At 63.6% G+C, this 23,322-nt stretch carries 20 protein-coding genes; 4 read left to right on the top strand and 16 right to left on the bottom strand.

Features of this window, described 5'->3' with window-relative positions:
- Nucleotides 1-7: 7 nt before the first annotated feature.
- A complete protein-coding gene (locus JF616_14770; GenBank protein ID MBW8889014.1) occupies nt 8-790 on the bottom strand; it encodes an inositol monophosphatase family protein in 783 nt (260 codons plus the stop codon).
- A gap of 100 nt (nt 791-890) precedes the next feature.
- Here JF616_14770 and JF616_14765 point away from each other — a divergent pair, with 100 nt between their 5' ends.
- Nucleotides 891-1,385, top strand: coding sequence for a phage holin family protein (locus JF616_14765; GenBank protein MBW8889013.1), 495 nt, complete (start codon nt 891-893; stop codon nt 1,383-1,385).
- 3 nt (nt 1,386-1,388) lie between these two features.
- Entirely contained in the window at nt 1,389-1,748 is a 360-nt protein-coding gene (locus tag JF616_14760) for a DUF3618 domain-containing protein (GenBank protein MBW8889012.1), read from the top strand.
- Between the two features lie 4 nt (nt 1,749-1,752).
- On the opposite strand, the gene JF616_14755 is transcribed toward JF616_14760, so the two are convergent.
- The 3 genes from JF616_14755 to dinB all read right to left on the bottom strand — a co-directional run bounded on the left by JF616_14755 (nt 1,753) and on the right by dinB (nt 6,601).
- Nucleotides 1,753-3,768 (bottom strand): hypothetical protein, encoded by a 2,016-nt coding sequence (locus tag JF616_14755; GenBank protein ID MBW8889011.1) that lies wholly within the window; start codon nt 3,766-3,768, stop codon nt 1,753-1,755.
- Between the two features lie 81 nt (nt 3,769-3,849).
- Nucleotides 3,850-5,136: an MFS transporter gene (locus JF616_14750; protein ID MBW8889010.1), complete on the bottom strand. Its 1,287-nt coding sequence runs from the start codon at nt 5,134-5,136 to the stop codon at nt 3,850-3,852.
- Nucleotides 5,137-5,359: 223 nt separating this feature from the next.
- Nucleotides 5,360-6,601: a DNA polymerase IV gene (gene dinB, locus JF616_14745; GenBank protein MBW8889009.1), complete on the bottom strand. Its 1,242-nt coding sequence runs from the start codon at nt 6,599-6,601 to the stop codon at nt 5,360-5,362.
- Nucleotides 6,602-6,728: 127 nt separating this feature from the next.
- Here dinB and JF616_14740 point away from each other — a divergent pair, with 127 nt between their 5' ends.
- Nucleotides 6,729-7,493 carry a metallophosphoesterase gene (locus JF616_14740; GenBank protein ID MBW8889008.1) on the top strand — a complete coding sequence of 255 codons (765 nt, stop codon included), beginning with the start codon at nt 6,729-6,731 and terminating at the stop codon, nt 7,491-7,493.
- Nucleotides 7,494-7,543: 50 nt separating this feature from the next.
- Here the strand turns inward: JF616_14740 and hemW are convergent, their stop codons facing one another.
- Nucleotides 7,544-8,680 carry a radical SAM family heme chaperone HemW gene (hemW, locus tag JF616_14735; protein MBW8889007.1) on the bottom strand — a complete coding sequence of 379 codons (1,137 nt, stop codon included), beginning with the start codon at nt 8,678-8,680 and terminating at the stop codon, nt 7,544-7,546.
- A 70-nt stretch (nt 8,681-8,750) separates the two neighbouring features.
- Here hemW and JF616_14730 point away from each other — a divergent pair, with 70 nt between their 5' ends.
- Nucleotides 8,751-9,851 carry a hypothetical protein gene (locus JF616_14730; GenBank protein ID MBW8889006.1) on the top strand — a complete coding sequence of 367 codons (1,101 nt, stop codon included), beginning with the start codon at nt 8,751-8,753 and terminating at the stop codon, nt 9,849-9,851.
- Nucleotides 9,852-10,052: 201 nt separating this feature from the next.
- On the opposite strand, the gene ftsZ is transcribed toward JF616_14730, so the two are convergent.
- The 11 genes from ftsZ to JF616_14675 all read right to left on the bottom strand — a co-directional run bounded on the left by ftsZ (nt 10,053) and on the right by JF616_14675 (nt 23,276).
- Nucleotides 10,053-11,573 (bottom strand): cell division protein FtsZ, encoded by a 1,521-nt coding sequence (ftsZ, locus tag JF616_14725; protein ID MBW8889005.1) that lies wholly within the window; start codon nt 11,571-11,573, stop codon nt 10,053-10,055.
- A gap of 63 nt (nt 11,574-11,636) precedes the next feature.
- Entirely contained in the window at nt 11,637-12,872 is a 1,236-nt protein-coding gene (ftsA, locus tag JF616_14720) for a cell division protein FtsA (protein ID MBW8889004.1), read from the bottom strand.
- 160 nt (nt 12,873-13,032) lie between these two features.
- Nucleotides 13,033-13,947 carry an FtsQ-type POTRA domain-containing protein gene (locus tag JF616_14715; GenBank protein MBW8889003.1) on the bottom strand — a complete coding sequence of 305 codons (915 nt, stop codon included), beginning with the start codon at nt 13,945-13,947 and terminating at the stop codon, nt 13,033-13,035.
- Nucleotides 13,944-15,338: a UDP-N-acetylmuramate--L-alanine ligase gene (locus JF616_14710; protein MBW8889002.1), complete on the bottom strand. Its 1,395-nt coding sequence runs from the start codon at nt 15,336-15,338 to the stop codon at nt 13,944-13,946. Before JF616_14710 ends, JF616_14715 begins: the two co-directional genes overlap by 4 nt.
- Nucleotides 15,335-16,561 (bottom strand): putative lipid II flippase FtsW, encoded by a 1,227-nt coding sequence (gene ftsW / locus JF616_14705; protein MBW8889001.1) that lies wholly within the window; start codon nt 16,559-16,561, stop codon nt 15,335-15,337. Before ftsW ends, JF616_14710 begins: the two co-directional genes overlap by 4 nt.
- A gap of 36 nt (nt 16,562-16,597) precedes the next feature.
- Nucleotides 16,598-18,001: a UDP-N-acetylmuramoyl-tripeptide--D-alanyl-D-alanine ligase gene (locus JF616_14700; protein MBW8889000.1), complete on the bottom strand. Its 1,404-nt coding sequence runs from the start codon at nt 17,999-18,001 to the stop codon at nt 16,598-16,600.
- Nucleotides 17,991-19,592 carry a UDP-N-acetylmuramoyl-L-alanyl-D-glutamate--2,6-diaminopimelate ligase gene (locus tag JF616_14695; GenBank protein MBW8888999.1) on the bottom strand — a complete coding sequence of 534 codons (1,602 nt, stop codon included), beginning with the start codon at nt 19,590-19,592 and terminating at the stop codon, nt 17,991-17,993. Before JF616_14695 ends, JF616_14700 begins: the two co-directional genes overlap by 11 nt.
- Before the next feature lie 24 nt (nt 19,593-19,616).
- On the bottom strand, nt 19,617-21,395 hold the full coding sequence (locus JF616_14690) for a transpeptidase family protein (protein ID MBW8888998.1): 1,779 nt from the start codon (nt 21,393-21,395) through the stop codon (nt 19,617-19,619).
- Nucleotides 21,374-21,784, bottom strand: coding sequence for a hypothetical protein (locus tag JF616_14685; GenBank protein ID MBW8888997.1), 411 nt, complete (start codon nt 21,782-21,784; stop codon nt 21,374-21,376). Before JF616_14685 ends, JF616_14690 begins: the two co-directional genes overlap by 22 nt.
- On the bottom strand, nt 21,781-22,797 hold the full coding sequence (gene rsmH / locus JF616_14680) for a 16S rRNA (cytosine(1402)-N(4))-methyltransferase RsmH (protein ID MBW8888996.1): 1,017 nt from the start codon (nt 22,795-22,797) through the stop codon (nt 21,781-21,783). The genes JF616_14685 and rsmH overlap by 4 nt, the downstream gene beginning before the upstream one ends.
- A complete protein-coding gene (locus JF616_14675) occupies nt 22,797-23,276 on the bottom strand; it encodes a hypothetical protein (protein MBW8888995.1) in 480 nt (159 codons plus the stop codon). Before JF616_14675 ends, rsmH begins: the two co-directional genes overlap by 1 nt.
- Nucleotides 23,277-23,322 lie beyond the last annotated feature (46 nt).

The raw sequence follows: 23,322 nt of genomic DNA, 5'->3' as shown, positions 1-23,322 counted from the left end.
GCGGCGTTCAAGCCGGTACATGCCCCAAGCCGCGCAGGATTTCTTCGTGGATATTGCCGTTGGAAGATATCCCTGAGTTTTCCGTAATCGACGCCTTTCCCGATAAGGCGGAAAATCTTCCCCCCGCCTCCGGCAGGATCACCGCCATCGGGGCCACATCCCATATCGAAACGATCGGGTCGAACATGGCTTCGGCCCTGCCGCAGGCGACCAGCATGTGCCCATAGCAATCCCCCCACCCCCGGTGAAGCTTGGCGCGGTTTCGTAGCGAGGCCCAAGCGGGCCCATGACCCAGGCGTTCCATCGTCGTCGTGCTCCCGTCCAAAAGGAGGGAGTCTTCAACGCGATCGACGGAAGAAACGCGGCAAGGTTTTCCGTCCAGGAAACAGCCCCCGCCGGCAGTGGCGTAAAGGACCTGGCCAAGGGCGGGCAGGGAAATGACTCCGACCACCGGCCGGCCCTTCTCGAGCAGAGCCAGCAGGGTACCGAACAAGGGAACGCCGTGGATAAAGGCCTTGGTCCCATCGATGGGATCGATGACCCATTCGCGGTCGGTACGGCCCGCCGACGACCCGAACTCTTCGCCGATTATGCCATACCCCGGAGTGTGCGCTTCCATCAGCTTGCGGAGCGCCTCTTCGGCGGAGCGGTCCGCGATGGTGACGGGGCTGTTATCGGCCTTCGTCTCGACGCGCAGCGATGCGGCGTCGCGGAAATGCGGGAGGATGATCTTTCCCGCTTCGGCAGCCATCATCAATGCCAACTCCATCTCATCGCGATATGCGCCCATGATTTTCCTCGCCGTCGGCATCCTTGCCGGTTTTCCTTCCCAGGAATAATAGCTCCGACCGCATTGGCCGGAACGTATTTTGGGATTAAGGGGGTTCCCCATGGCATTCATGGATACGCATCCGGATACCTCGATATTCCAATTGCTCCGCGAAATGAAGGATGACATCGCCGATCTCATCCGCAAGGAAATCGCCTTGGCCAAGCGCGAAGCCGTCTCCAAGGCGCGCGATCTCGGCAAAAGCGCTGCCTTGTTCGGCGCCGCCATCGGTATCGCCCTTTTCTCGGTCTTCTACATGTGCCTATTCCTCGATCATTTGCTCACGATGGGGCTGATCGCGCTAGGCCTTTCAGCGCTTATGGCCGCTTGGATCGGCCCGCTGATCCTGGGGGCCTTGCTCGGCATCGGCGCGTTGGTGTTGCTCTTGGGCGGATTCCGATCCCTCAAGCATGCCGATCCGAAACCCGGGTCCTGGCGGACGGTCCGTTCTTTCCGCGCCCTACGGGGGCAGCCCGGCGCGCGACCGGAGGAGAAGGGTCGCGCCATGGGGAATTCCGTTTCCAAAAGGAATAGTAGTCCCGCGGGGAAAGGATAAACCATGGCCTCTCGAACCACCCCTGATTGGACCCAAGCCTCCCCCGATGAAATCGAGGAAAGCATCTCCATCACCAGGGCCAGCCTGGATCGGCATTTACGGGAATTGAAAAGGAAATTCGCTCCGCAGGCGCGCCTGCGGCGAATGGCTATGCCTGCGCTCATCGTTACCGGCAGTTTGCTTGCCGGCGGCTTGGTCCTGGCGCTGACCCGACGCAAGCGTCATCCCGTGCAGACCAAGATCAAGCGGCTCAAGCTGAGATCGGCCGGAGTGCGGGATCGCATCCACGCCTTACGGTTGTTGCTCGCCATGATCCGCAAGGGGAAGCCCGCGATATTCATCGTCGAGCCGGGTAAGGGTTAGACCGCTAGCCCGCCGAGAGATCGATGCGGATATACTCGAAGGGACGCAATTCGATGTCCCAACCTTCGGCATGGCCGGGCATGGGTTCGAAGGGCAACTTCCGGTAACTTTCCGGATCGCGCATCGCCTCCCAGGCGTTGCCTTCGTGCAGCCGGCGGACGCCGGCCACGTTGCCCAATTCTTCCAAGCGTAGCGTCGCCCCGGTTTCCTCCAGATTGGCCAGCAAGATGCTGGCTTTATCCCCCGCGTGCAGGAGCACGGCATCGAACTTGAGCGGCGCTTGCGATTCCACGTCGTAAGCGAATCCCCCGACGAAATCGGCGAAGTCGGCGAACACGTGCCACATGGGATAGACCAAGCCTGGCTGCATCGAAAAGTCCATGCCCGCGGGTTTCAGCAAATCGTCCGGAAGGGCCGCGCCCGACATCAGCCCTAACAGGCCGTGGGTCTCGAAGTAAGTAGCGCTGTCCGCGCCGTAAAGCGACATCCGCTTGAGGCTGCCCAAGGCCCAGCCGGCCCCGAAAAGCGAGAACTGCCGGGCATCCACCTTGTTCCGCCACGGGAGAGCGGAAGCCATATCCCCCGCCACCGGAGGGGTTTTCAGCGCGACCGAGAACGGCGAACGTTTCAATGTAATCGGCGTCACGGAAACCTTGCTTCGGGGCCAGGTCTTGGCAGCGGTGATCAGGGTCCAGGCCTGCCCCTCCAGGGACTCGACCAAGGTCCGGTTGTCGATCAAATGCACCTGGGGGCAAAGACCGTAGGCCAGGGCCATGCCGGCCTTCGGTTCCGGTCGATTCCGGTTCAGCAACACGAAGTCCCCCTTCGATCCGCGGGCGAAAGCGGCGAGGGGATCGAGCGGCCCCAAGGCATCCCGCGCGGCTTGCAGGTCGGCGTCGGAGGTGGCGTCGCTCTCCTCCGATAAGACCAGCCATCGCAGGCATTCCCCTTCGGCGGCTTCCCACGCGGCGGCGAATTCGGCCAATGCCGGACCGCTGTCCTTGGACAATACCAATGCGCATTCGAGGGGAACGGACAATGCGCGCGCCTGCGACACGGCGCGTTCCAGTTCCCGCCGCCACCCGGCCTGGGACAGGCGGAAGTCGGCGCGCAGGTGGAAGGGAGACAAGGCCTTGATGCGGGACACGTCCTGGGGCGCCAAGGGCTGGCCGTGGCTGGCCAATCCGAAACCGAAGCCGGGGACGGGCCGCCCATCGTCGGTCCGCGGCTTGAGCACGGGAGGGGCCCCGTCGGCGGGACGGAAGATCCCGGCCGCGGCCAAGGCCGCCGCCAAATCGGAAATGGGTTTCTTGTCCGGGCTTTGGAACAAAAGGGTGGCGATCTGATGGGTCTCGAAGCCGGCTTCGAGGCGCCTGGGCTTGGGTCTGGCCTGGGGAGGGCAATAGGTCTTGAACGAGCCATCGGACCAATTTCGCTGGTCCTCCATCTCGAAATGCTCGCCCTCGAAATAGACCATGGCCAGCCATTCCTTCTCCACCACGTGCAGGATCTCGCTCATGTTGAAAAAGGGCTGATCGGGCTGGATGGTTTCCGGGAATCGTCCTTCGAAAGTCTGCCCGTGGGGATCGCGAACCAGGGCGGGATTTCCCGCGCATTCCCTCAAAGGATGCAGCACGCAGATGCCCACGCGGTTGGTGTCGAAAGCCTGGTTGGCTGTGCCGCGCGCATCGAAGCGGACGACTCCCTCGGGATTGCCCCGCACGGAAACCTGCCAGGTGAAATCCGCATCCCCCTGCTTGCAATCGAGGCGGAACATCATGACGAATGAATCGGGAGAGCTCTCGATTTGCAGATCGGAGAGGACCGGGGGAATGGTGGACCAATCGGGCCCCCGCACGGTCAGGTAGATGCGGCGGAGCACTTCGCGATCCCCCAGACGTATCCGCCGAAGCTCGCCTTGCTCGAAGAGCAGGGACACGGGCCCGGCCCGCAGGGCGATGGATTGGGGCAGATTCGCGGGTCCGCCGCAGCGGAGCAGGGGAACGGGAAGCGGGGCCATGCGGGAAGTTCTCCAAGGCGCGACCGCGCCGGCGCCTAAAAGTAATTATCCCGCGGGCGCCGCGCCCGGTTGCCGGCCCGGTTACTCGGGCAGGGGCCTGCCTTTGGTCTCCGGCGCGAACCAAACGAGGACCAGGCCCAATGCGTAGACCAGGCTGACGATGGAGCACATGCGGGCGATGTCCCCGCCGAAGGACTTGACCAGCGCCCCGCCGGAAACGGCCCCCAAGGCGGCGATGAGGCGGCCGGCGTTGAAGGTGAGGCCCGAGCCCATGGCGCGAACCCGCGTCGGGAACAATTCCGGGAGATAAAGCGGAAGCAACCCGTAGAACCCCGCGGTGATGCCGCCCACGAAGAAGGTCCAGAACCGGAAGGCGAATCCGTAATGCATAGGGACACGGAAGAGGATGGCGCAGGAGATCAGCGAAAGCAGGGAGAGGGCGAAGTAGGTAGATCGGCGGTTGAACCGTTCCGCGAATAGCGCGAAGAAGATGCTGAATACGATGGCCCCCAATGCCGAGGCGATCTGAACGTTGGCGGCCGCATTGGGGACGCCGGTCGCGATCTTGCCGGCCCACGACGGGATCCATTGGACCGAGGCCCAGGTGCCGAGCAGGGCGATGGCCCCCAAGGCGGCGCCTAGGCAAGTGCTTTTGGCGAGGCCGTTCCGGAACAGGTCCCCGATGCGCGGCGCCTTTCCGCCCGCCTGGGACTGGGCCTCCCACATGCCGGACTCCGGGACGAAAACGCGGATCAGGAAGGTCAGGAGCGCGGGGGTGGCGCTCAGGATCATGAGCAGGCGCCAGCTCCCGTTGCGCAGCAGGATGGATACCAGGGAGTCGGGGAGCGCCCCGTGCAGGACCGTCGCGAGGCTGGCGAGCACGGAGTTGAGGCCTATGGACAGGGCCGCGATGAGAAGGAAGCCGACGTTGGCCGATGCGCCGATCACGCCGGCCATGAGTGGGCGCGATTTGGAGGGGAAGATTTCCATGACCAAGGCGACACCCAAGGCCCACTGGCCGCCCATGCCGAGCGCGGCCAGGAAACGCAGGATGGCCAATTGCCAAGGCGCGGTGACGAAAGCCCCCAGTCCCGAGAAAACGGAATAGGCCAAGACGCTCCACACCATGGCGCGGGTGCGTCCGATGCGATCGCCCAGCCATCCGAGCGCGATTCCCCCGAAAGCCGCGCCCACCAGGAAGACGGCCATGATGACGCCGAACCAAGGCCCGATATCCGCGCCCCCCAACATCTCGGTCAGGGCGGGGCGGCCTACCAGCGGGAAGAGGCCCATTTCCAGGCCGTCGAACATCCAGCCCAGCACCGCGGCCGCCAGGGCCAGCCACTTCGCCGCGCCCTCGATGCCCATTTGGCCCGCGCGCAGCGCCGTTTTGCCGTGCTCTATCGAGGTTTCCATCTTCATCATCGTCCTTCCGATCGCGAATCCGCCGGGGAATGCCCAGCCGGAGCCGGCAGTGCATTAAGGTAGCCGTGCGGAGGGGAAATATAAGCCGGAAAATCGCCATCGCTCATGATTGGTTCCACCATCGATCCCGTTTCCGACTTCGGCACCGGGTTTTCTTTCGCCCGCGCTACGGGGATTGCCCCCCGTCCTCCTGGCCTGCCAAGCGGGCGCGCCGGATGGCGTTCTCGCCGAAGCGATCGCGCACCGCGTCCATGGCCCGGTCCAACCCGGATGCGAGCTTGGGTTGCTCGAAGAGGGACGTCTGCTGGCCTTCCCGGGCGAAATTGGAAAGCCTCACGCCCATGAGGCGGAACATGCGCGGACCTTTGCGTAACCGCCCCGCCGCGGCGTCCCCGCCCAGTCCGGCGACCTCCCGGAACAGCCCAAAAGCCGCCTCGTAGATGGCTTGGCTGGAATCGGTGCCGGCGGATAGGGAACGAGCGTGGGACTGGCGGGTAAAGTCCGGGTTACGCCACACGAAGGTTACCGTGCGGCCGGCCCGGCCGTCCTTGCGCGCGCGTCGCGCCACCCTTTCGGAAAGATCGAGCAACACGGCGGAAAGGAATTCCGCGTCCCCGGAATCGCGCTCGAAGGTGCATTCGTGGGAAATGCTCTTTTCCTCCCAGTCCGGCGCCAACTCGCGATCGTCCCGGCCCTGCGCGAGGGCATGGACGTGGACGGCGAAGTTTTCGCCGAAATGGGAGACCAGGGATTCGAGGGGCTGGGCCCGCAGTTGGGCGATGGAATAAAGACCCACCTGGTGCAGTTCCTGCACGGTCTTCTTCCCCACTCCCCACAGGCGATCGACGGGCATGGGGTCGAGGAAGGCCTGCGTCTCGCCGGGAAACACCACCACCAACCCGTCCGGCTTGCGCGCATCCGAGGCCAACTTGGCCAGGAACTTGTTCTCCGCGGCCCCCAGCGAGGCGGTCAGGCCGGTGCGCGCGCGGATGGCTTCCTTGATGGCCCGGCCGGAAACCCCGGGCGGTCCGAACAGCCCCTTGGTTCCGGTCATATCCAGGAAAGCCTCGTCCACGGAAACCTGTTCCAGCACGGGCGAGAAATCCGAAAGCACGTCCATGATGCGACGGGAGTAATCCCCGTAAAGGGCGTGGCGGCCGGCAACGTAGATCCCGTGCGGGCAGCGTTTGCGGGCCTGGGCCACGGGCATGGCGGAATGCACCCCGAAGGCGCGGGCCTCGTACGAGGCCGAGGAGACCACGCCCCGCATGGAGTCGACCCCGCCGACGATCACCGGTTTTCCGCGCAAGGCCGGATTCTCGAGCTGTTCCACCGAGGCGTAGAAGGCGTCCATATCGACGTGGAAAACCAGGCGACCGGGGAAATCGGATGGGCCGGAATGGGCCATGGATGCTCCGCGGCGGCCGGCGCGGCCACCGGGATCAAAGGTATAAAGGGTACCGCCCGAAGGCCGCCCCTCGGGGCCTTAAATAGGGGCCGATAAATGCCGGCCCGGGGATTTTTACCTTTACGTTATGAGGCTGTTCGCGCTTTCCGATCCCCACCTCGCCTTCGGGGTGCCGGGCAAAACCATGGACCGTTTCGGCGCGGAATGGGTGCGTCATCCCGATAAGATCAAGGCCAATTGGGAAAAGGCCGTGGGACCGGACGATGTGGTCGCGGTGCCCGGGGACATCAGCTGGGCCAAGAAATTCGAGGCGGCCCTCGAGGACTTGCGTTGGCTGGGGTCCCTCCCCGGCCGCAAGATCATCCTCCGGGGCAACCATGATATTTGGTGGCCATCCTCATCCCTCCTGGAACGGGAACTGCCGCCTTCCGTCGCCTTCATCCAGAACAACCACGTCAAAATCGGGCCCTTCGTTTTCTTCGGGGCGCGGCTATGGGACACGGTGGAATATTCCGTGTTCGACCTCATCGAATGGGACCCGGCCAAGGGCCCCATCCCGGGTCTCAAGAGCGACGGGGACGTGAAGGAGCAGGAGCGCATTTACGATCGCGATCTGATGCGCCTTAAGCTCTCCATCGATTCCATTCCCGCGGGTATGCCCGGAATCCGGATCGGCCTGGCGCATTATCCCCCCTTGGATCATTTGCTGCGCCCGTCCCGGGCCTCGCGCATGTATGCCGACGCGGGGGCGGAACACGTCATCTTCGGGCATCTGCATTCGGTGAGGAAAGAGCTGGCGGGAAAGGCCTTCGGAAAGCTGGAAGGGACCGAGTACCATCTGGCGAGTTGCGATTACCTGGATTACGCGCCCAAACTGATCTGCGAAGCGTAGTTCAAGGCTTTCCTGCGATCCCCCGGGCGCGCATCCGGGTATACGGCGCGCTAGGACCGCGCGACCAGGTCCGCGCAGATTTCATCCAGGAAAAGCCAACCCGCATCGACGAGCCGGGCCGCGCCGGCCGTCCGCTGCAGCATTCCGGCCCGTACCCATTTATCGAGGGTCGCGTCGCGCGGATCCAGTCCGAGTCCGCGCAGTTTTGCCAAATCCACTCCGTCGTCCTGGCGCAGGCCCAGCATGACCGCTTCCATGCGCCGGTCATCATCGGTCAAGATATCCAGCACGCAGGCCGACTCGGGAAATCCATTCGCGCCCCAAGCCAGATAGTCCTCGAAGGATCGCGGCGATACGCTGCGCCGGCCGTCGATGAAGCCGTGGGCGCCGGGGCCGAAGGCGAGGTATTCCGCGCCGTTCCAATACCCTTGGTTGTGCTTGCTGGCTTTGCCCGGCCTGCAGAAATTGGAGACTTCGTACCGTCGGTACCCCGCTTCGGCCAACAGGGCCACCCCAGCCAGATACATCCCGTTGTAGGCATCGTCTTCCGGCATGATCAGGGTTCCCGCCGCCTTCTGCCGGGAGAACTCCGTGCCTTCTTCGATAGTGAGCCCGTAAAAGGAAACGTGATCGGGCTGATAGGAAAGCAATTGGCGCAGGCTCTCCAGGAAGTTCGCCTCCGTCTGCCCCGGCACTCCGAAGATCAGGTCCCCGCTGAATTGGAAACGGTCGTCCGCCTTCACGGTCGCCAACGCCTGATGGGCGGTTTCCACCGTATGCACCCGGCCCAGGCGGGCCAGTTCATCGGCATGGAAACTCTGGATCCCGATGCTGGCGCGCGTGAATCCCAGGGCATGGTACAGGTCGAGCTTCTCGCGCTTAAGGCTGCTGGGATTGCATTCCAGGGACATCTCCCGGGTCCGGGAGAGATCGAAAAGCGATCGCATGCGCGCGACGATGGCTTCCATGAATTCGGGGGCGAGGAGGGAAGGCGTGCCGCCACCGAAGAAAACGGTATCGATGGGGCGGCCCGCGGCGAACGGGGCCTTGGCCTCCAGCTCCTTCAGAAGGACTTCGGTCCACCGCCGCTGCTGCACGGCCGGCATCTCCCAGCTGGCGAAGTCGCAGTAATGGCACTTCTTTTCGCAGAAGGGAACATGGACGTAAAGCTGGATGGGAGGAACCACATCGGAAAGATAGGAATCGCGGGTAGGCCCATGAACGCGGGGGCCCGGAGGATGGGCTATATTCCGGATTATGCCAATCGCTACCGCCGGCCGCAACCGCTTCGCTTTCCCGTGCCTCTTGGGCATTGCCTTCTTGGCTGCGGCCCTCCCGGCTTCCGCGCGCAGCGCTGCCGATACGGCGCTCGACGCGTTCGGCATTCTCCGCTTCCACCCCACGCGGAAAGGTACCCAGGAATGGAATTCCGCCCATTGGGGGAACGGGGTCGCGCGCCTGGTCAAGTATTCCGGGGACCCGTACGACCCCACCGGCTGGACCGACAACCATAGCTCGGGCAGCGGCGACAGCTTGTACATCGATGGCAAGGGCGCGCTTCTCATCAACGGAGGCGGGCCACGCTTCCATGTCAATTCCACCGAACTCTACGCGGGGACTCCGCCTACGCCCAAGGTCCCGGCGCAGGCTTATCTGAACATCGAAGCGACCGGGTATGCCCGCCGCTTGTCTTCCGGTGGCTCGGCATGGGACGGCATGGAAATCCAAGTCCGGACGGGACCGCTCGCGCATGCGAGCGAGGGCGGCAACGTTTGCGACGCCACCGGATACGCCTCCCGCTTCCGCGACGACGGGAATTGGGATTGGGAGAAAGAACTTAAGCATCCCGACAGCAAGGTCTATTCGACCCGGGCGGGCTATTCGGCGCCCCTGTTCCCGGGCAAGACCGTGCCCATCGGCAAATGGATCGGCATGAAATTCCTGGTTTACAATGTGGACGGCGGCGCGCACGTGCGCCTGGAGACCTATATCGACACCGTCTCCGACGTCGGCTCCGGGCCGCCGGCAGGCGGCGGCCATTGGGAAAAAGTCGGGGAAATGGTGGACGACGGGACCAATTTCCCTGGTGGCGACGTTTCGGGCTGCGCCGGGCTGACCCAGTCCATGGCGATCACGGAAGGGCACGGGACCATGCTCATCCGCACCGACAACGAATCGTGCGAATGGAAGTTCGTTTCGCTACGGGAAATCGATCCTACGGTAACCACGGGGTTACGCCAAGGCCCGCCCCCGTCCCTACGGGCTTCTTCTATGCCGTCCACGCCCGCATGGCTCTGGGAAGGCCGGTTCGACGCCCAGGGGCGCATCCGTCTGGGGCCTTCACTGCTATCCCGCTAGACTTTGTATTGACAATGATTGCCCATACATTGTCTATCTTGGCTTTTTGCGGACCCGGGTACGCCTGTCCCGTACTCAGGAACGCCCGTCCTTCTCCAGACGCTCGCCTCTAAGGCCGAAACCAAATTAAAAGCTGGCCCGCGTGCAAAAAAGGCCGCCCGCTTTCGCGGACGGCCTTTGCAGGGCGGAAGAGAATAACGCCTAGTCGGCTTGATTGCGCAGGAAGGCCGGCGTTTCGTAATCGATATCCGGATCCAAATCCTTATAGCGCCCCTTGATGCTCGGGGGCGTTACGGTCCCGAAGCCGCGCTTGGGATCGTTGGCGTCGTTGAAGAGCACGCGGTTCTCGTCGTCCCGGGGGACCGGCGCGATATGGCCGAAGCCGGCCTTGCCGGGAATCGGCTTCGAGAACGGGACCCGGCTGGGCGGCTCATCCACCGGCTTGGGTTGGGGGGCGGCCTGGAATCCCGGATAGGCGGGCGATACGCGATCGATCCGCTCGGGCCGGGCCGGATCGGCCATGCGTTGCGGGGCGGCCGGCGCGTCGGGCATTTCGTTCATATTCGATTCCGTGTACCGCTCGAAGGTGCTGCGGTCATAGTCGCGATAGGGTTCCACGATGGGAGCCGGCTTGGAGACTTCGCGATTGGGAACCGAAGACCCTTGGATCGAGCCCTGCGGATAAGCCGGGCCGGAGGCCGGGCGGCGGGGCCCTTCCGAGCCGGTCAGCTTGGGGCTGAATTGCTTGGGGGTATGCACCTGGCCGAAGCCGGTGGCGATCACGGTTATGGCGATCTCGTCCTTGAAATCCGGATTGATGACGGTACCGAAGATGATGTTGGTCTGGGTCTCGGGCCCCACGGCCTCGTAGATGAAGTTCATGGCGTCGTTGACTTCCATGATCCCCAGGTCCTCGCCGCCGGTGATGTTCACCAGCACGCCGGTGGCGCCGGCGATGCTGACGTTGTCCAAAAGCGGACTATGGATGGCCCGGTCGGCCGCTATGGTCGCGCGATTCTCGCCCTGGGCCTGGCCCGTTCCCATCAAGGCGTCCCCGCCCTGGGACATGATGGCCCGCACGTCCGCGAAGTCCACCTGGATGTCGCCATGCTTGAGGATTATGTCGGATATGCCGCGCGTGGCCGAGCTCAGGATATCGTCCGCCATCTTGAAGGCTTCGCGCAGCGGCGTAGTCTTGCTGACGACGGAAAGGAGCTTCTGGTTGGGCACCACGATCACGGTGTCCACGTTCTTGCGCAAGCCTTCCAGGCCGTTGGAGGCGTTCTTGTCGCGGACCGGTCCTTCCCACAGGAAAGGCTTGGTCACGACGGCCACGGTCAGGATGCCCATCTCGCGGGCGATCTCGGCGACCACGGGGGCCGCGCCGGTGCCGGTGCCGCCGCCCATGCCGGCCGCGATGAAGACCATATCCGCGCCTTCCAGTTGGGCCCGCACGCGCTCGCGATCCTCCTGCATGGACATGTTGCCCACGGTGGGATTGGCCCCGGCGCCCAGGCCGCCGGTCAGCTTGGTCCCGATCTGGATCTTGACGTCCGCCCGGTTGTGCTCCAACGCCATGGCATCGGTGTTGATCGCGATGAACTCGACGCCCTGCAATCCCGAAGCCACCATGCGGTTGATGGCGTTGCCGCCGGCTCCGCCGACGCCCACCACTTTAAGCTTGGCGACCGTCTTCACGTTGTCGTCGAATGAAAAAACCATCTGCTGCTCCTTGCCCTTAAAGGGTTTCAATCCTGCGCCATTCCCAAGCATGACCGGGACGTACTAGACGTACTGCTTCACCCAATCGGTCATCTTCCGAACGATTTCCTTGAACCGGTCGCTGCCCTGGGCCGCTCCCTGCTCTTCGCGATTCTGGCTCGAACGCATCACGCCGTATTGGACCAATCCCACGCCGGTGGCATGCACCGGGGTGGCGACCGAATCCACCAGCCCGCCGAACCCTTTGGGAACCCCGAGCTTCACGGGCATTCCGAATACCTGCTCGGCCAATTCCACGGCCCCATGCATCAGGGCACCGCCGCCGGTCAGGACCACTCCGGCCCCGAGCATGTCGAGGTAGTGGTTCTTCTGGAGCTCGCGCATGATCAGCGTGAAAATCTCACGCATACGCGGCTCGATGATGGAAGCCAGCACCGCGCGGCTCACCTCGCGCTGCTCGCGGCCGCCCACGCCGGGGACGGCGATGTATTCCGAATTCTCCAGGCCTGAGCGCAGGCAGGTGCCGTGGTTGCGCTTGATCTCCTCGGCCCGTTCCAAAGGGGTGCGGATGCCGATGGCCAAATCGTTGGTCACGTTCTTCCCGCCCAGGCCGATGCTGGCCGTATGCCGCACGCTGTCCTCGATGAAGACGATCAGGTCGGTGGTGCCGCCGCCCATGTCGATGACGGCCGCGCCCAGTTCCCGCTCGTCGTCCTCCAACACGCTGTAGGAAGAGGCCAACGGCTCGAGTACGATATCGGCGACTTTGAGGCCCGCCTTCTCCACGCTCTTGTAGATATTCTGCGCCGAAGTAATGGCGCCCGTGACGATGTGCACGTCGCCTTCCAGGCGCACGCCGCTCATGCCCACGGGATCCTTGATCCCCGGCTGATCGTCCACGATGAATTCCTGCGGGATGACGTGCAGCATCTCGCGATCCATGGGGATGGCCACCGCGCGGGCGGCTTCGATCACACGGGCCACGTCCTGACGGGTAATCTCGTTATCGGTGCGCGATACGGCGATCACGCCGCGGCTGTTGATGGAGCGGATATGATCGCCGGCGATGCCGACGTACACCGATTCCACGTCCACGCCCGCCATCAGCTCGGCTTCTTCCACCGCGCGATGGATGCTCTTAACGGTCTTCTCGATGTTGACCACGACGCCCTTGCGCAGGCCTTCGCTGGGGCTGGTGCCCACGCCTACGATCTTCAATTGGCCGTTCGGATCCACCTCGCCGATGATGACGCCGATCTTGGTGGTGCCGATGTCCAATCCGACTATTGGGTTCGCCATGGGGATCTCCTATCAATTATAGTAATACATCGCGGACGATTTCCGCCAAAAAAAATTTCCGATCGACGCGCGCGCCTTATGGGACGCCGCTCGCGGGGCGGGGGTAACATCCGATGCACCCCCCTCGGGAAGCCCGCGGGCAAAGGGCGCGAACCCGATCTCATCTGACGTACGCATAGCCCTCCACGCGCAGGTCGACCGTCTTGCCGGGCTCGAGCGCGGCGGCCTGCTGCTGTTGCAAGGTTCTCAGGAATTCGAGCGATATCAACGACTTATTGGATCCCGAAGTAGCGAAATTCGATCCCGCGCCGGCGCGTTCCAGGGGCAAGAGCACCTTAAGCTTGCGATCCCTAAGGATGATTTCCACCCCGTCGCCGCCGCGCGGGGACATCTGCGAGAAGTTCGCGTACAAATCGGGATACTCCGCGCGCGCGCGTTCCAGGAAGCCGCCCAACGCGGCCCGCATCGAGCTATCCAAGGTCCCGAACTTGTCGATCACCGGAAGATCGGAGCGGCCCCAATTGACGCCGGGCAAGGCGGTGCCGTCGGACGCGAGACCATACCATCTGCGGGCGTATCCCATCGCCACCGGTTGCTTTTCCTTGATGCGGATCTCTATGCGCGACGGGTACATACGCCGTACCTCGACTTCGCCGATGCCTGGCAAGGATCGCACCGCCGCTTCCGCCGCGGCCAGATGGATGAGGGGCAGTTTCTCGCCGAGTTCGAAGCCCGCCTTCTCCAAGATGGCGGCTTTGTCCACACGGCTGTTCCCCACCACCTCGACCTCCCGCAAAGCCAGGACGTCATGGGTCGCGAAGGCGCGCCAGCCGGCCCAACCCGCGGCGATGATGGCGCCCGTTACCAAGGTCGCGCCTAATCCTAAGCGAAGCGCGTTCCAAGCCCGCCGCAGGCTCCCGGCCCGGCGGGTGCGGGCGAGTTCACGCTTGGCTTGCGCCGATTTCTGGCCATTGCGGCCTGTACGCGGGGCCGTGGGGGGCACATTGCGCATGACATGGCCCGCCGCTTTGCCCGCGCCGCGCCGGCCGGGCCTTCCCGTGCGTGCGCGGCTCATCGCACCGCCTCCATGATGGCGCCGCAGCGATAGCTGATATCCCCCGCCCCCATGGTCAGGACCAAATCCCCGGAACGTACGCGGGCCGCGACGGCCCCCGGAAGGGTTTCGATATCTTCCACGAAATGGACCTTATCGGCGCTCATCCCGTCGGCGCGGGCATCGGCGACGATCAAGTCGCCTTCCACCCCGGGAATGGGCTGCTCGCGGGAAGGATAGACGCGCGTGACGAAAAGCTCATCGCAAGCCGCGAAGGCGGCGGCGAATTCCCGATGCAATTGCCGCGTGCGGCTGTATAGATGGGGCTGGAACACCGCGATTAAACGACCGGCAGCCGGCGTCTTCGGCACGAGACCGCGGGCTGCCTTGAGGGCCGCGGACACTTCGGTCGGATGGTGCGCGTAGTCGTCGTAGAATGCTACGCCCGCCTTTAAGCCGCGCAACTCGAGACGACGTTTGACGCCCGGATAGCCGGCCAGGGCCTTTTGGATTACGGCGAAAGGAATGCCTTCTTCCAGGGAAAGCGCCGCGGCGGCTAAGGCGTTGTAAACGTTATGGATGCCCGGGACCGGCAATCGTATTCCGCCAAGCACGGATCCGTGCTGCTCCAGGTTGAAAATCATGCCTTGGCTCGCGATCCGGGCATCGACGGCGCGGTAGTCGGCGCCGGCTTGCAATCCGTAGGTCGCCACGCGACGGGTCAGGCGCGGAAGCACGGCCTGCACGCCCGCGTCATCGCGATTGGCGACGACTAAACCGTAGAAGGGCATGCCTTCGGCGAATTCGCGGAAGGCGTCCCGGATGGCATCCAGGCTTCCGTAAGTATCCAGATGATCGGAATCGATGTTCCCGATGATGGCGGCGGCCGGGCGCAGGGAAAGGAAGGACCGATCGAATTCATCCGCCTCCACGATCACCGCTTCCCCTTTGCCTGCCAAGGCGGACAGGTTTTCGCCCCGGGCCGTGCCGCCCGCCAGCAAGGTGGGCTCTTTCCCGGCTTCGATCCAGATGCGGCCGAGCATGGTGGTGGTGGTGGTCTTCCCGTGGGTGCCGGCCACGGCCAAGGCGTATTTCCCGCGCAGCGCTTCGCCCAACATCTCGGCGCGCTTGACCAAGGGCAAGCCCCGGCGCCGGGCCTCGGCCAATTCGGGATTGGAGCCCGGGACGGCGGAGGAATAAACGACCGCATCGGGTTCGCCGAGATGGGACGCGGCATGCCCGGCTATCGCTTTCATCCCCAATGCGCGCAGCCGATCCAGGGTTTCGCTTTCCTGCCCATCGCTTCCGGAAACCGTGAAACCCCACGAAGCCAGCACTTCGGCCAGCACGCTCATGCCGGCCCCGCCGATGCCGATGAAATGGAGCCGTTGCAGCCGGGGGGAGGGCTTCATGCCGCCGCCTTTCCGGCCTTGCGCGCCGAACCCAAAGCCCCGTTCGCGCCCAAGCGTTCGCGCGCGCCCGGTTTGGCCCTGGCCGCGCCCGCCAGCATCTGCCACTTTTGCGGATTGGCGCGCCACGATTCCGGTATCGAATCCAGGCTATGCCCCGAGATGTTCAGGAGCACGCCCATGGCGAACAGGCTGGCCACCAGCGAGGTGCCGCCGTACGAGACGAAAGGCAAGGTCTGGCCCGTGGTCGGGAAGAATTTGGCGCATACGCCCACGTGCATGATGACGTTGACCGACAGGGAGACGGTGACGCCCAAAGCGACCAGGCTGCCGAACCGATCGGGACAATGGAATGAGACGCGCAAGCCGCGCCAGATGACCAAGGCGAACAACGACAGGCAAACGGCCGTGCCGATCAGGCCCAACTCTTCCCCGAGGATGGAGAAGATGGTATCCGTGAAGGGCATGGGCAAATAACCAAGCTTTTGGGTGCTGGTCCCGAGGCCGGTTCCGAACAATCCCCCGTTCCCCAGGCTGATGAGGGCCTGCAAGCTTTGATACGAGCTGGCCAGATTGTTTTCCGGATGCAGGAAAGCCATGACGCGTTTCAGGCGATAGGCGCTGCTGACCATGAGCACGCCCAAGGCCGGGACTGCGATCGCCCCTAAGCCGACCATATGCCGGATGCGGGCTCCCCCGGCGAAAACCATGGCGACCGTTATGGCCAGGACCGTGGCGGCCGTGCTGTAATTGGGCTGCTTCAGGATGAGGAGGAAGACCACCATGGGGAAGGCCATGGAAGCGATAAAGCCCTTCCCGAGCCTAGGCATGTCTTCGGCCTTATCCGTCAACAGCTTGGCCAGGAAGAAGACCATGGCCACCTTGGCCAATTCCGAGGGTTGCAGGCCGAAGCTGGCGAAGCTGATCCAGCGGCGCGCGCCGTGGGCGGAAATGCCCATCACCGCCACCACCAGCAAAAGCCCCGCGGCCAGGTACATGACGGGCCGGGAGACGTTTTCCCAGGTCTTATAGGGAACGGAAAGCCCGATCAAGAAGGCGAGAAAACCGATGATGACCTTCTTGATGTGGTTGACGAGATAGAAGGAATCCGGCAAGCCGCGGGATTGCGCGAACGCCGCCGACGACGAATAGATGATGACGATGCCCAGGCCCACCAGGGCCAGCACGCCGAGCAAGAGGAAAATGTCGATGCGCAATCGCTTCATAAACCGTTGATCCCGGGGACTATCCGTCTTCCCGTTTCAGGCCCTTTCTTCTTTGCTGAAGGCGCCGGCCTTGGCCTTCGCTTGGAGGAATTCGAACACGCGTTCCAACTTCATCCCGCGGGATGCCTTCACGAGCAACGCATCGCCAGGGGCCAGATGGCGCAAGAGCTCTTCGGCCATCAAATCGAAATCGGAAAAATGATGGGCGCGCTGGCGCGGCAAGCCTTTCTCGCGGGCGCCGGCGTTGATGTGGCGGCTGAGCTGGCCGAAGGTGAACAATTCATCCACACCCATTTCCACCAGGTATTGGCCCATCTCGGCATGCAGCGCTTCGCCTTCGGGACCGAGCTCGAGCATATCGCCCAACACGGCCACGCGCCGTCCCGCGGCGCGCATGCCTCCCAAGGTGGTCAAGGCCGAGCGCATCGAGGAAGGATTCGCGTTATAGCAATCGTCCAGGACGGTAATGCCCGCCAGCCGCTTGAGCTGCATCCGGTTCTTGCTGGCTGTGAAGGACTTCAAGGCCGAGGCGATATCCCCTTTGGGAATGCGGAGTTGCACGCCTACTGCGATGGCGGCCAAGGCGTTATAGACGTTGTGGCGGCCGGGCACTTGCAATTGGAAGCGTGTGCGCCCGATGCGGAAGGATGCGCAGCCATCGTCGTTGAAGGCCAGGTCGGCCGGGCGGATTTGTCCGCGATCGATGCCGAAGGTCAAAAGCTTCTGGCGGGAATTCGCCTTCACCCGGGCCAAGAGGGGATCGTCCACGTTGAGGATCAAGGTTCCTTTCGGATCGAATCCGGCGGTGATCGTCAGCTTCTCGTCGCGGATCTTTTCCTTGGAACCGAAATGCTCCAGATGGCTGTATCCGATATTGGTGACCACGGCGATGTTGGGCCGGGCGCAAATCGAAAGGGGCGCGATCTCGCCCGGATGGTTGGTGCCCATCTCGATGACGGCGAAGCGGTGGCGGCTCTTCAATTCGAACAGGGTCAACGGCACGCCAACCTGGTTATTGAAATTGCCCTGGGTCGAAAGCGTAGGGCCGACCATCGCCAGCACCCGGGAGATCATATCCTTGGTGGTGGTCTTCCCGTTCGAACCCGTCACCGCCACCTTGGGGATGCGGAACTTGGCGGCGTAGGCGCGCGCCAAATCCAGCAAGGCCTGGTTGGTATCCTTCACGGGGATGTACACGTTGACGGGGATTGCGTTTCCTTGCATCCAGCTTTCATCTACCACGGCCGCATACCCTCCAGACTTGAACGCTTGGTTCGCGAATTGATGCCCATCGAATTTTTCGCCCTTGAGGGCCCAGAAAACCTGGCCTTTTTTCAACGCGCGCGAATCGGTGCATAGGCTGACGGCCTTGCTCCCGCGGGCCTTGCCGACCACTTGGGCGCCCAGCATCTCCGCCATTTCGGACAGCTTAAGCTCCATGGCCGCTTTCCATAGTCCGGCCAGCGCCGGCCTTCCCCGATTCCCCCGCCCAGGCGAGGATTTCCTCTTGGTCGCTGAAATGGCGTTTCGTTTTGCCGACGATCTGGTAATCCTCATGGCCTTTGCCCGCGATCAGCAGGCAATCGTCCCGGCCCAAGGTCGCGAGCGCGGCGCGGATGGCTTCCCGGCGATCGGCAATCAGGGTGGCCTTGGATGCGTCAGGCATGCCTGCCGCCACTTCGGACAGGATGGCCTCGGGATTTTCGCCGCGCGGATTGTCGCTGGTGAGGAAGGCCCGGTCCGCCAAGGTCACAGCGATCTTGCCCATGATTGGCCGCTTGGTGCGATCGCGATCCCCGCCGCAACCGAACAGGCAAGCCAGCTTGCCGGGCGTGAGCGGCCGCAGGCTGATGAGGATGCGCTCCAGCGCGTCCGGGGTATGCGCGTAATCGACCACGGCGAAGCCGCCGGAAGGCAAGGCGAAAACCTGGGCCCGGCCCAATACCGTTACGTCGCGAATGCCCTTGCCGATGGTTCCGGCATCGAAGCCCATAGAAAAGCCGAAGGCGACCGCGGCCAACAGGTTCTCCAGATTCAGGCTGCCGACCAGCTTCGATTGGAACCGAAAGGGAACGCCCTTGAAGGCGATTTCGAACTCGCTTCCCGAAAGGGTCAAGCGGCTCGACTTCAATTCCAGATCGGCTTGGGGCCGCGCCAGCGGGGGCCGGCCGGCGGAAATGCCCGCTTGGTTCGCAGGCTCGGCCTGGCCGGCGGAAGCTTCCAGCGTATGCGCGCCGCGGGAGAAAGTCAGCTTGGCGCAGGGCAACTCCTTGGCGAGGCGCACGCCCTGAGGCGAATCCAGGTTCAGGATGGCGACCCCGTCGGCGCGCAGATAGCGCGTGAACAAGCGCTTCTTGGCCTGATAGTAATCCTCGAAGTCCGGGTGGTAATCCATATGGTCCCGGGTGAGGTTGGTGAAGATGGCCCGGGAGAACAGCACGCCTTTCACCCGGTCCTGGCTCAGGGCATGGGAAGAGACCTCCATGGACAAGGCGGTGCAGCCTTTGTCGGCGCCTTGGCGCAGGAGCCCGAAGAATTGGTCCGGGCCGGGCGTGGTCAAATCGGAAGGCAGCGATTCGCCGTCGATATCGTAGCTGATGGTCCCGAGGGAAATGACCTTGCGGCCCGCGGCCTTGAGGATGGACGAGGTCAGCTTGGTGATGGTGGACTTCCCGTTGGTGCCGGTCACCGCCACGGTATCCATGCCTTCGGCGGGCCGGCCGTACCAGGCATTGAAAAGATCGCCTACCTGCGAGCGGAGGCCCGGGCAGGGAAGGATTTCCGCGCCGGGATGGGGCTCGGGCGCGCCTTCCAGGGCGGGATGGGAATTGCCTTCGGAGAGCACCGCGGCGGCGCCGCGGGAAATGGCATCGGCCACGTAGCGCGAACCATCGTCATGGGCGCCTTTGAGGGCCAGGAACAGATCGCCCTTCCCCACCTTACGGGAATCGATGCGCACCGCGGCCAGTTCGGGATCGCGGGCCGAGGTAAGGGTAATCCCCGCCGCGCGCAGGAGTTCGGATAGCTTCATTGGACGTTCATGGAACGGCGCATATCAGCCCATCCATCCCAAGGTGAGGACGCATTTCTGGCCGCTCTTGATGGCCGCCCCCGCGGGAGGCTCTTGCCGGATGACCCGGCCGGCCCCGTTGTATTCCACTTCCAGGCCGAGATCCTTGATCAGGAAAAGGGCGTCGCGAAGGGTGTGCTCGGAAAGATCGGGCATCGATCCGGCGGGCGTGCGCGAAACGCTTTCCCCGGCCGAAGCGGCGACCGCGACGGGTTCGGTCGCCATGCTGGCGGTCTCCAGGGGACGGGCCGACGGTACCTCATGTGCCATGCGGGCCAACGGATACTCGGGGCTCGCCAGCAACCGGTCCACGATCTCCCTGAAAATGGGGGCCGCGCTTTGCCCGCCGTACTTGAGTTGGGACGGCTCATCCAGGATCACCAGGCATACGTACTCGGGCCGATCCACCGGCACCATGCCCAGGAAGGAGGAATTGAACAGGCCATGCACGTACTTGCCGGTCCCCGCATCGATCTTTTCCGCCGTGCCCGTCTTGCCGGCCAGGTCGATGCGATCGGTCTTGATGTCCGCGGCGGTTCCGTATTGGACCACGGCCCGCATCATGTTCTTCACAAGGACGGTCGTGCTCTCGGACATCACGCGCCGAACGCTCCGGGGCGGGGCCTCTTGCACGACGCGGCCTTCATTGTCGCTCCAAGCCTTCACGATGCGGGGCTTCATCAGCATCCCGCCATTGGCCACCGCCGCGGCCGCCATGGCCATTTGCAACGGCGTCGCCGAGATCTCATGGCCGAAGGCGATGGTGGATTGGGTGCGGCCGCTCCATTCGGACACGGGTTTGAGAACGCCGCTTTCCTCGGCGGGTAGCCCCACGCCGGACTTCATGCCGAATCCGAAGGAACGCACGTACTTGTAGAAGGTCTCGGGCTTGAGCCGGGTCGCCACCTTGGCGTAGCAGATGTTGCTGGAATAGGCCAGCGCGTCGGTGAAGCTGATGCGGCCGCGCGGATGCGTATCCCGGATGATCTGGCCCGCGATCTTGTACTGGCCGTTCTCCCCGTCCAAGGTGTCCTCGGGGGAAATGAGCTTCTCTTCCAGCAGGGCTGCGGTGGTGATGACCTTGAAGGTCGATCCCGGCTCGTACACCTTCTCCACGGCCTGGTTCTTCCAGGCATCCTTCCCGTCGGACTCGCGGGTGTTGGGATCGTAGAAGGGATAATTGGCCATGGCCAGGATATCGCCGGTATAAGGATCCACCACCAAGGCCACGCCCTGCTTGGCGCCCGCCTTTTGCACGCCCCGCTCCAAGGCATGTTCGGTGATCTCCTGCAAGCGGGAATCGAGGGTGAGGACCACGTTGAGGCCGTCCATGGCCTCCTTCTGCCTTTCCTCGAAGCCGGGGTAATAATGGTTCTTCACGTCGTGGCGCAGGTATTTCCAACCGTCGGTGCCGCGCAGGTCGCGGTCCAGGAAATACTCCAGGCCCAATTGCCCGTATCCGTCCTTACCCACCGTGCCCAAAACCTGGCCCGCCAGGGAGCCTTGCGGGCATACGCGGGAGAGCTTGCGGGCCCGCGCGCCCGCGTCCATTTCCACATCCGCATTGACCACCAGCTTGCGCAGATCGCGATCGAGGATTTCGCCGCGCTTGGGCGCGACCACGTCCCGGCGTATGCTTTGCGTCGCGGCCAGTTCGTGGTAATAGCCCGAACGTACCACCTGCACCCAGGCCACGCGCGCGAGCATGCCCAGCCAAACCACGGCCAGGAAGAACCCTAAGGTCACAACCCGTTTGTTCGCCATGCGACCTTCCCGGATTGCAATCCCTTATCGCCGGCCATGATCTTATCGCTAGAGGCCGCCGCCTGCGGCCCCACCGGCTCCCGCGCCGCGTCCGAAGCCCGGGCCTCGTCCCGGTCCAGATAAACCAGCACCGGGGCCTTTACGTATTCCAGGCCAAAGCGGGTTTTGGCCAAACCCTCGATGCGCGAAATCTTCTTCAGGCCGCCCACGGAGACCTCGATCAAGGCGATCTCATTGCGCAACTGGGCTTGTTGCTTTTCCAGCTTCACCACGTCCATGGAAATGCGCACGTAGGCATTCTGCTTCCCGACATGGGCGACCAGGACCCCGGCCAGGATCAGCACCATGCAGAACAACCCGATGACGGAGCGGAGCTTAAGGCCCTTCATAGCTTCTCCACCACTCTCAGCTTGGCGCTGCGGGCCCGGGGATTGGCCGCCATCTCCGCCTTGGTCGGCAAGCCGGGCTTGCGCAAAACCTTCCTCAGCTTGCGATGGGTGCGGCCGCAAACGCATACCGGTAGGCCGGGATCGCAAATGCAATCCCGCTCGAACTCCGCCAATGTCTCCTTGACCTTGCGATCCTCCACCGAGTGGTAGCTGAGCACGCACAGCCGTCCGCCCTTTTTCAAGGAAGCCACCGCCGCCCGCATGCCCGATGCCACCTGGCCCATCTCATCGTTCACTTCCATGCGGATGGCTTGGAATACCCGCGCCAGCAGGGAGTTTCGGTTGTCGCCGCGCACGCCCGGCAGCTTGTCCACCGCCCGGCGAAGCAGATCGCTATCCAGGCCGGCCGTCGCGTCGGAGGTACGGGCGTCCGCTCCGCCCGAGGCCCGCTCGGCCGCGATGGCTTCGATCTCCGCGCGGATATGCCGCGACAAGCGCTTGGCTTCATCGATGTCCGCATTGCGGCGCAGCACGCCGGCCAGTTCCCATTCGTCCCAAGCCTTAAGCAAATCTGCCGCGGTAGCTCCCTGGCTTCCCATTCTCATATCGAGGGCCGTGCCGGGCGCGAAAGAGAAGCCGCGCTCCCGCGAATCCAGTTGGCGCGAGCTCACGCCTAGGTCGAAAAGCGCTCCGGTGAGGGTTTCCGGCGCGCAGTATCGGGCCAGTCCCGCGAACTCGGAGTGCTCCACGCGCATGCGGGGTTCGCCGGCGAAGTTCTTCCGATTACGCTCCACCGCTTCCATATCCCTATCCAAACCGATTACGCGTCCCTGCGGGCCCAGCTCGGCCAGGATGCGCGCGGAATGCCCGCCGCCTCCGAGCGTCGCGTCCAGGTAGGTCCCGCTTTTGTCGATCACCAGATGCTCCACGATCTCATCCGCCATTACGGGTAGGTGGTAGCCATGGCCCGGCTCCCCGCCCTTGCCGTCGCGCCCGCGCGCGTCGGCGCCCATCAGAACCAGTTCTCGAATTGCTTCTCTTCGTCGGGCGAGATCACTTCGATCTGCTGCGAGTATTTTTCCGGAGCCCACAGGCGCACGCGCTTGCCGTCGCCGACGAAGGTCACTTCGCCGGCGATGCCGGCATAACCCATCTGCTCCGCGGTGAGCGAGATGCGGTTCTGCGCGTCCAACACCGACAGCTTCGCCATCGAGGTGATGCGGGTGCGGAATTTCGACATCTCCGCGCCGCGCCCAAGGCTCTCGAGATATTGCACGTATTCGTTCCAGGCATATAAGGGATACAGCGCCAAGGTTTTGCCTTCGGCGATCGTCACCACCACTTGGCCGCCCGCGTCGTCCCGCAGAACCTTACGGAAGTCCTTCGGGAAATTGGTGCGACCAGTCGCGTCGATCGCGACCTTCGCCTTCCCGATGAAGGACTCGAGCTTGATGCGAACCTCAGGTTCGGGGGTGTTTTTCGATTTAACCATGGCTAACCAATTTTACCCAAAATCTACCATAATAACCCTCAAAAAT

Source organism: Fibrobacterota bacterium, assembly GCA_019509785.1.
GTDB lineage: Bacteria > Fibrobacterota > Fibrobacteria > UBA11236 > UBA11236 > Chersky-265.
Note: the sequence above shows the minus strand (reverse complement) of the source record. Positions and strands in the feature narration are given on the sequence as shown.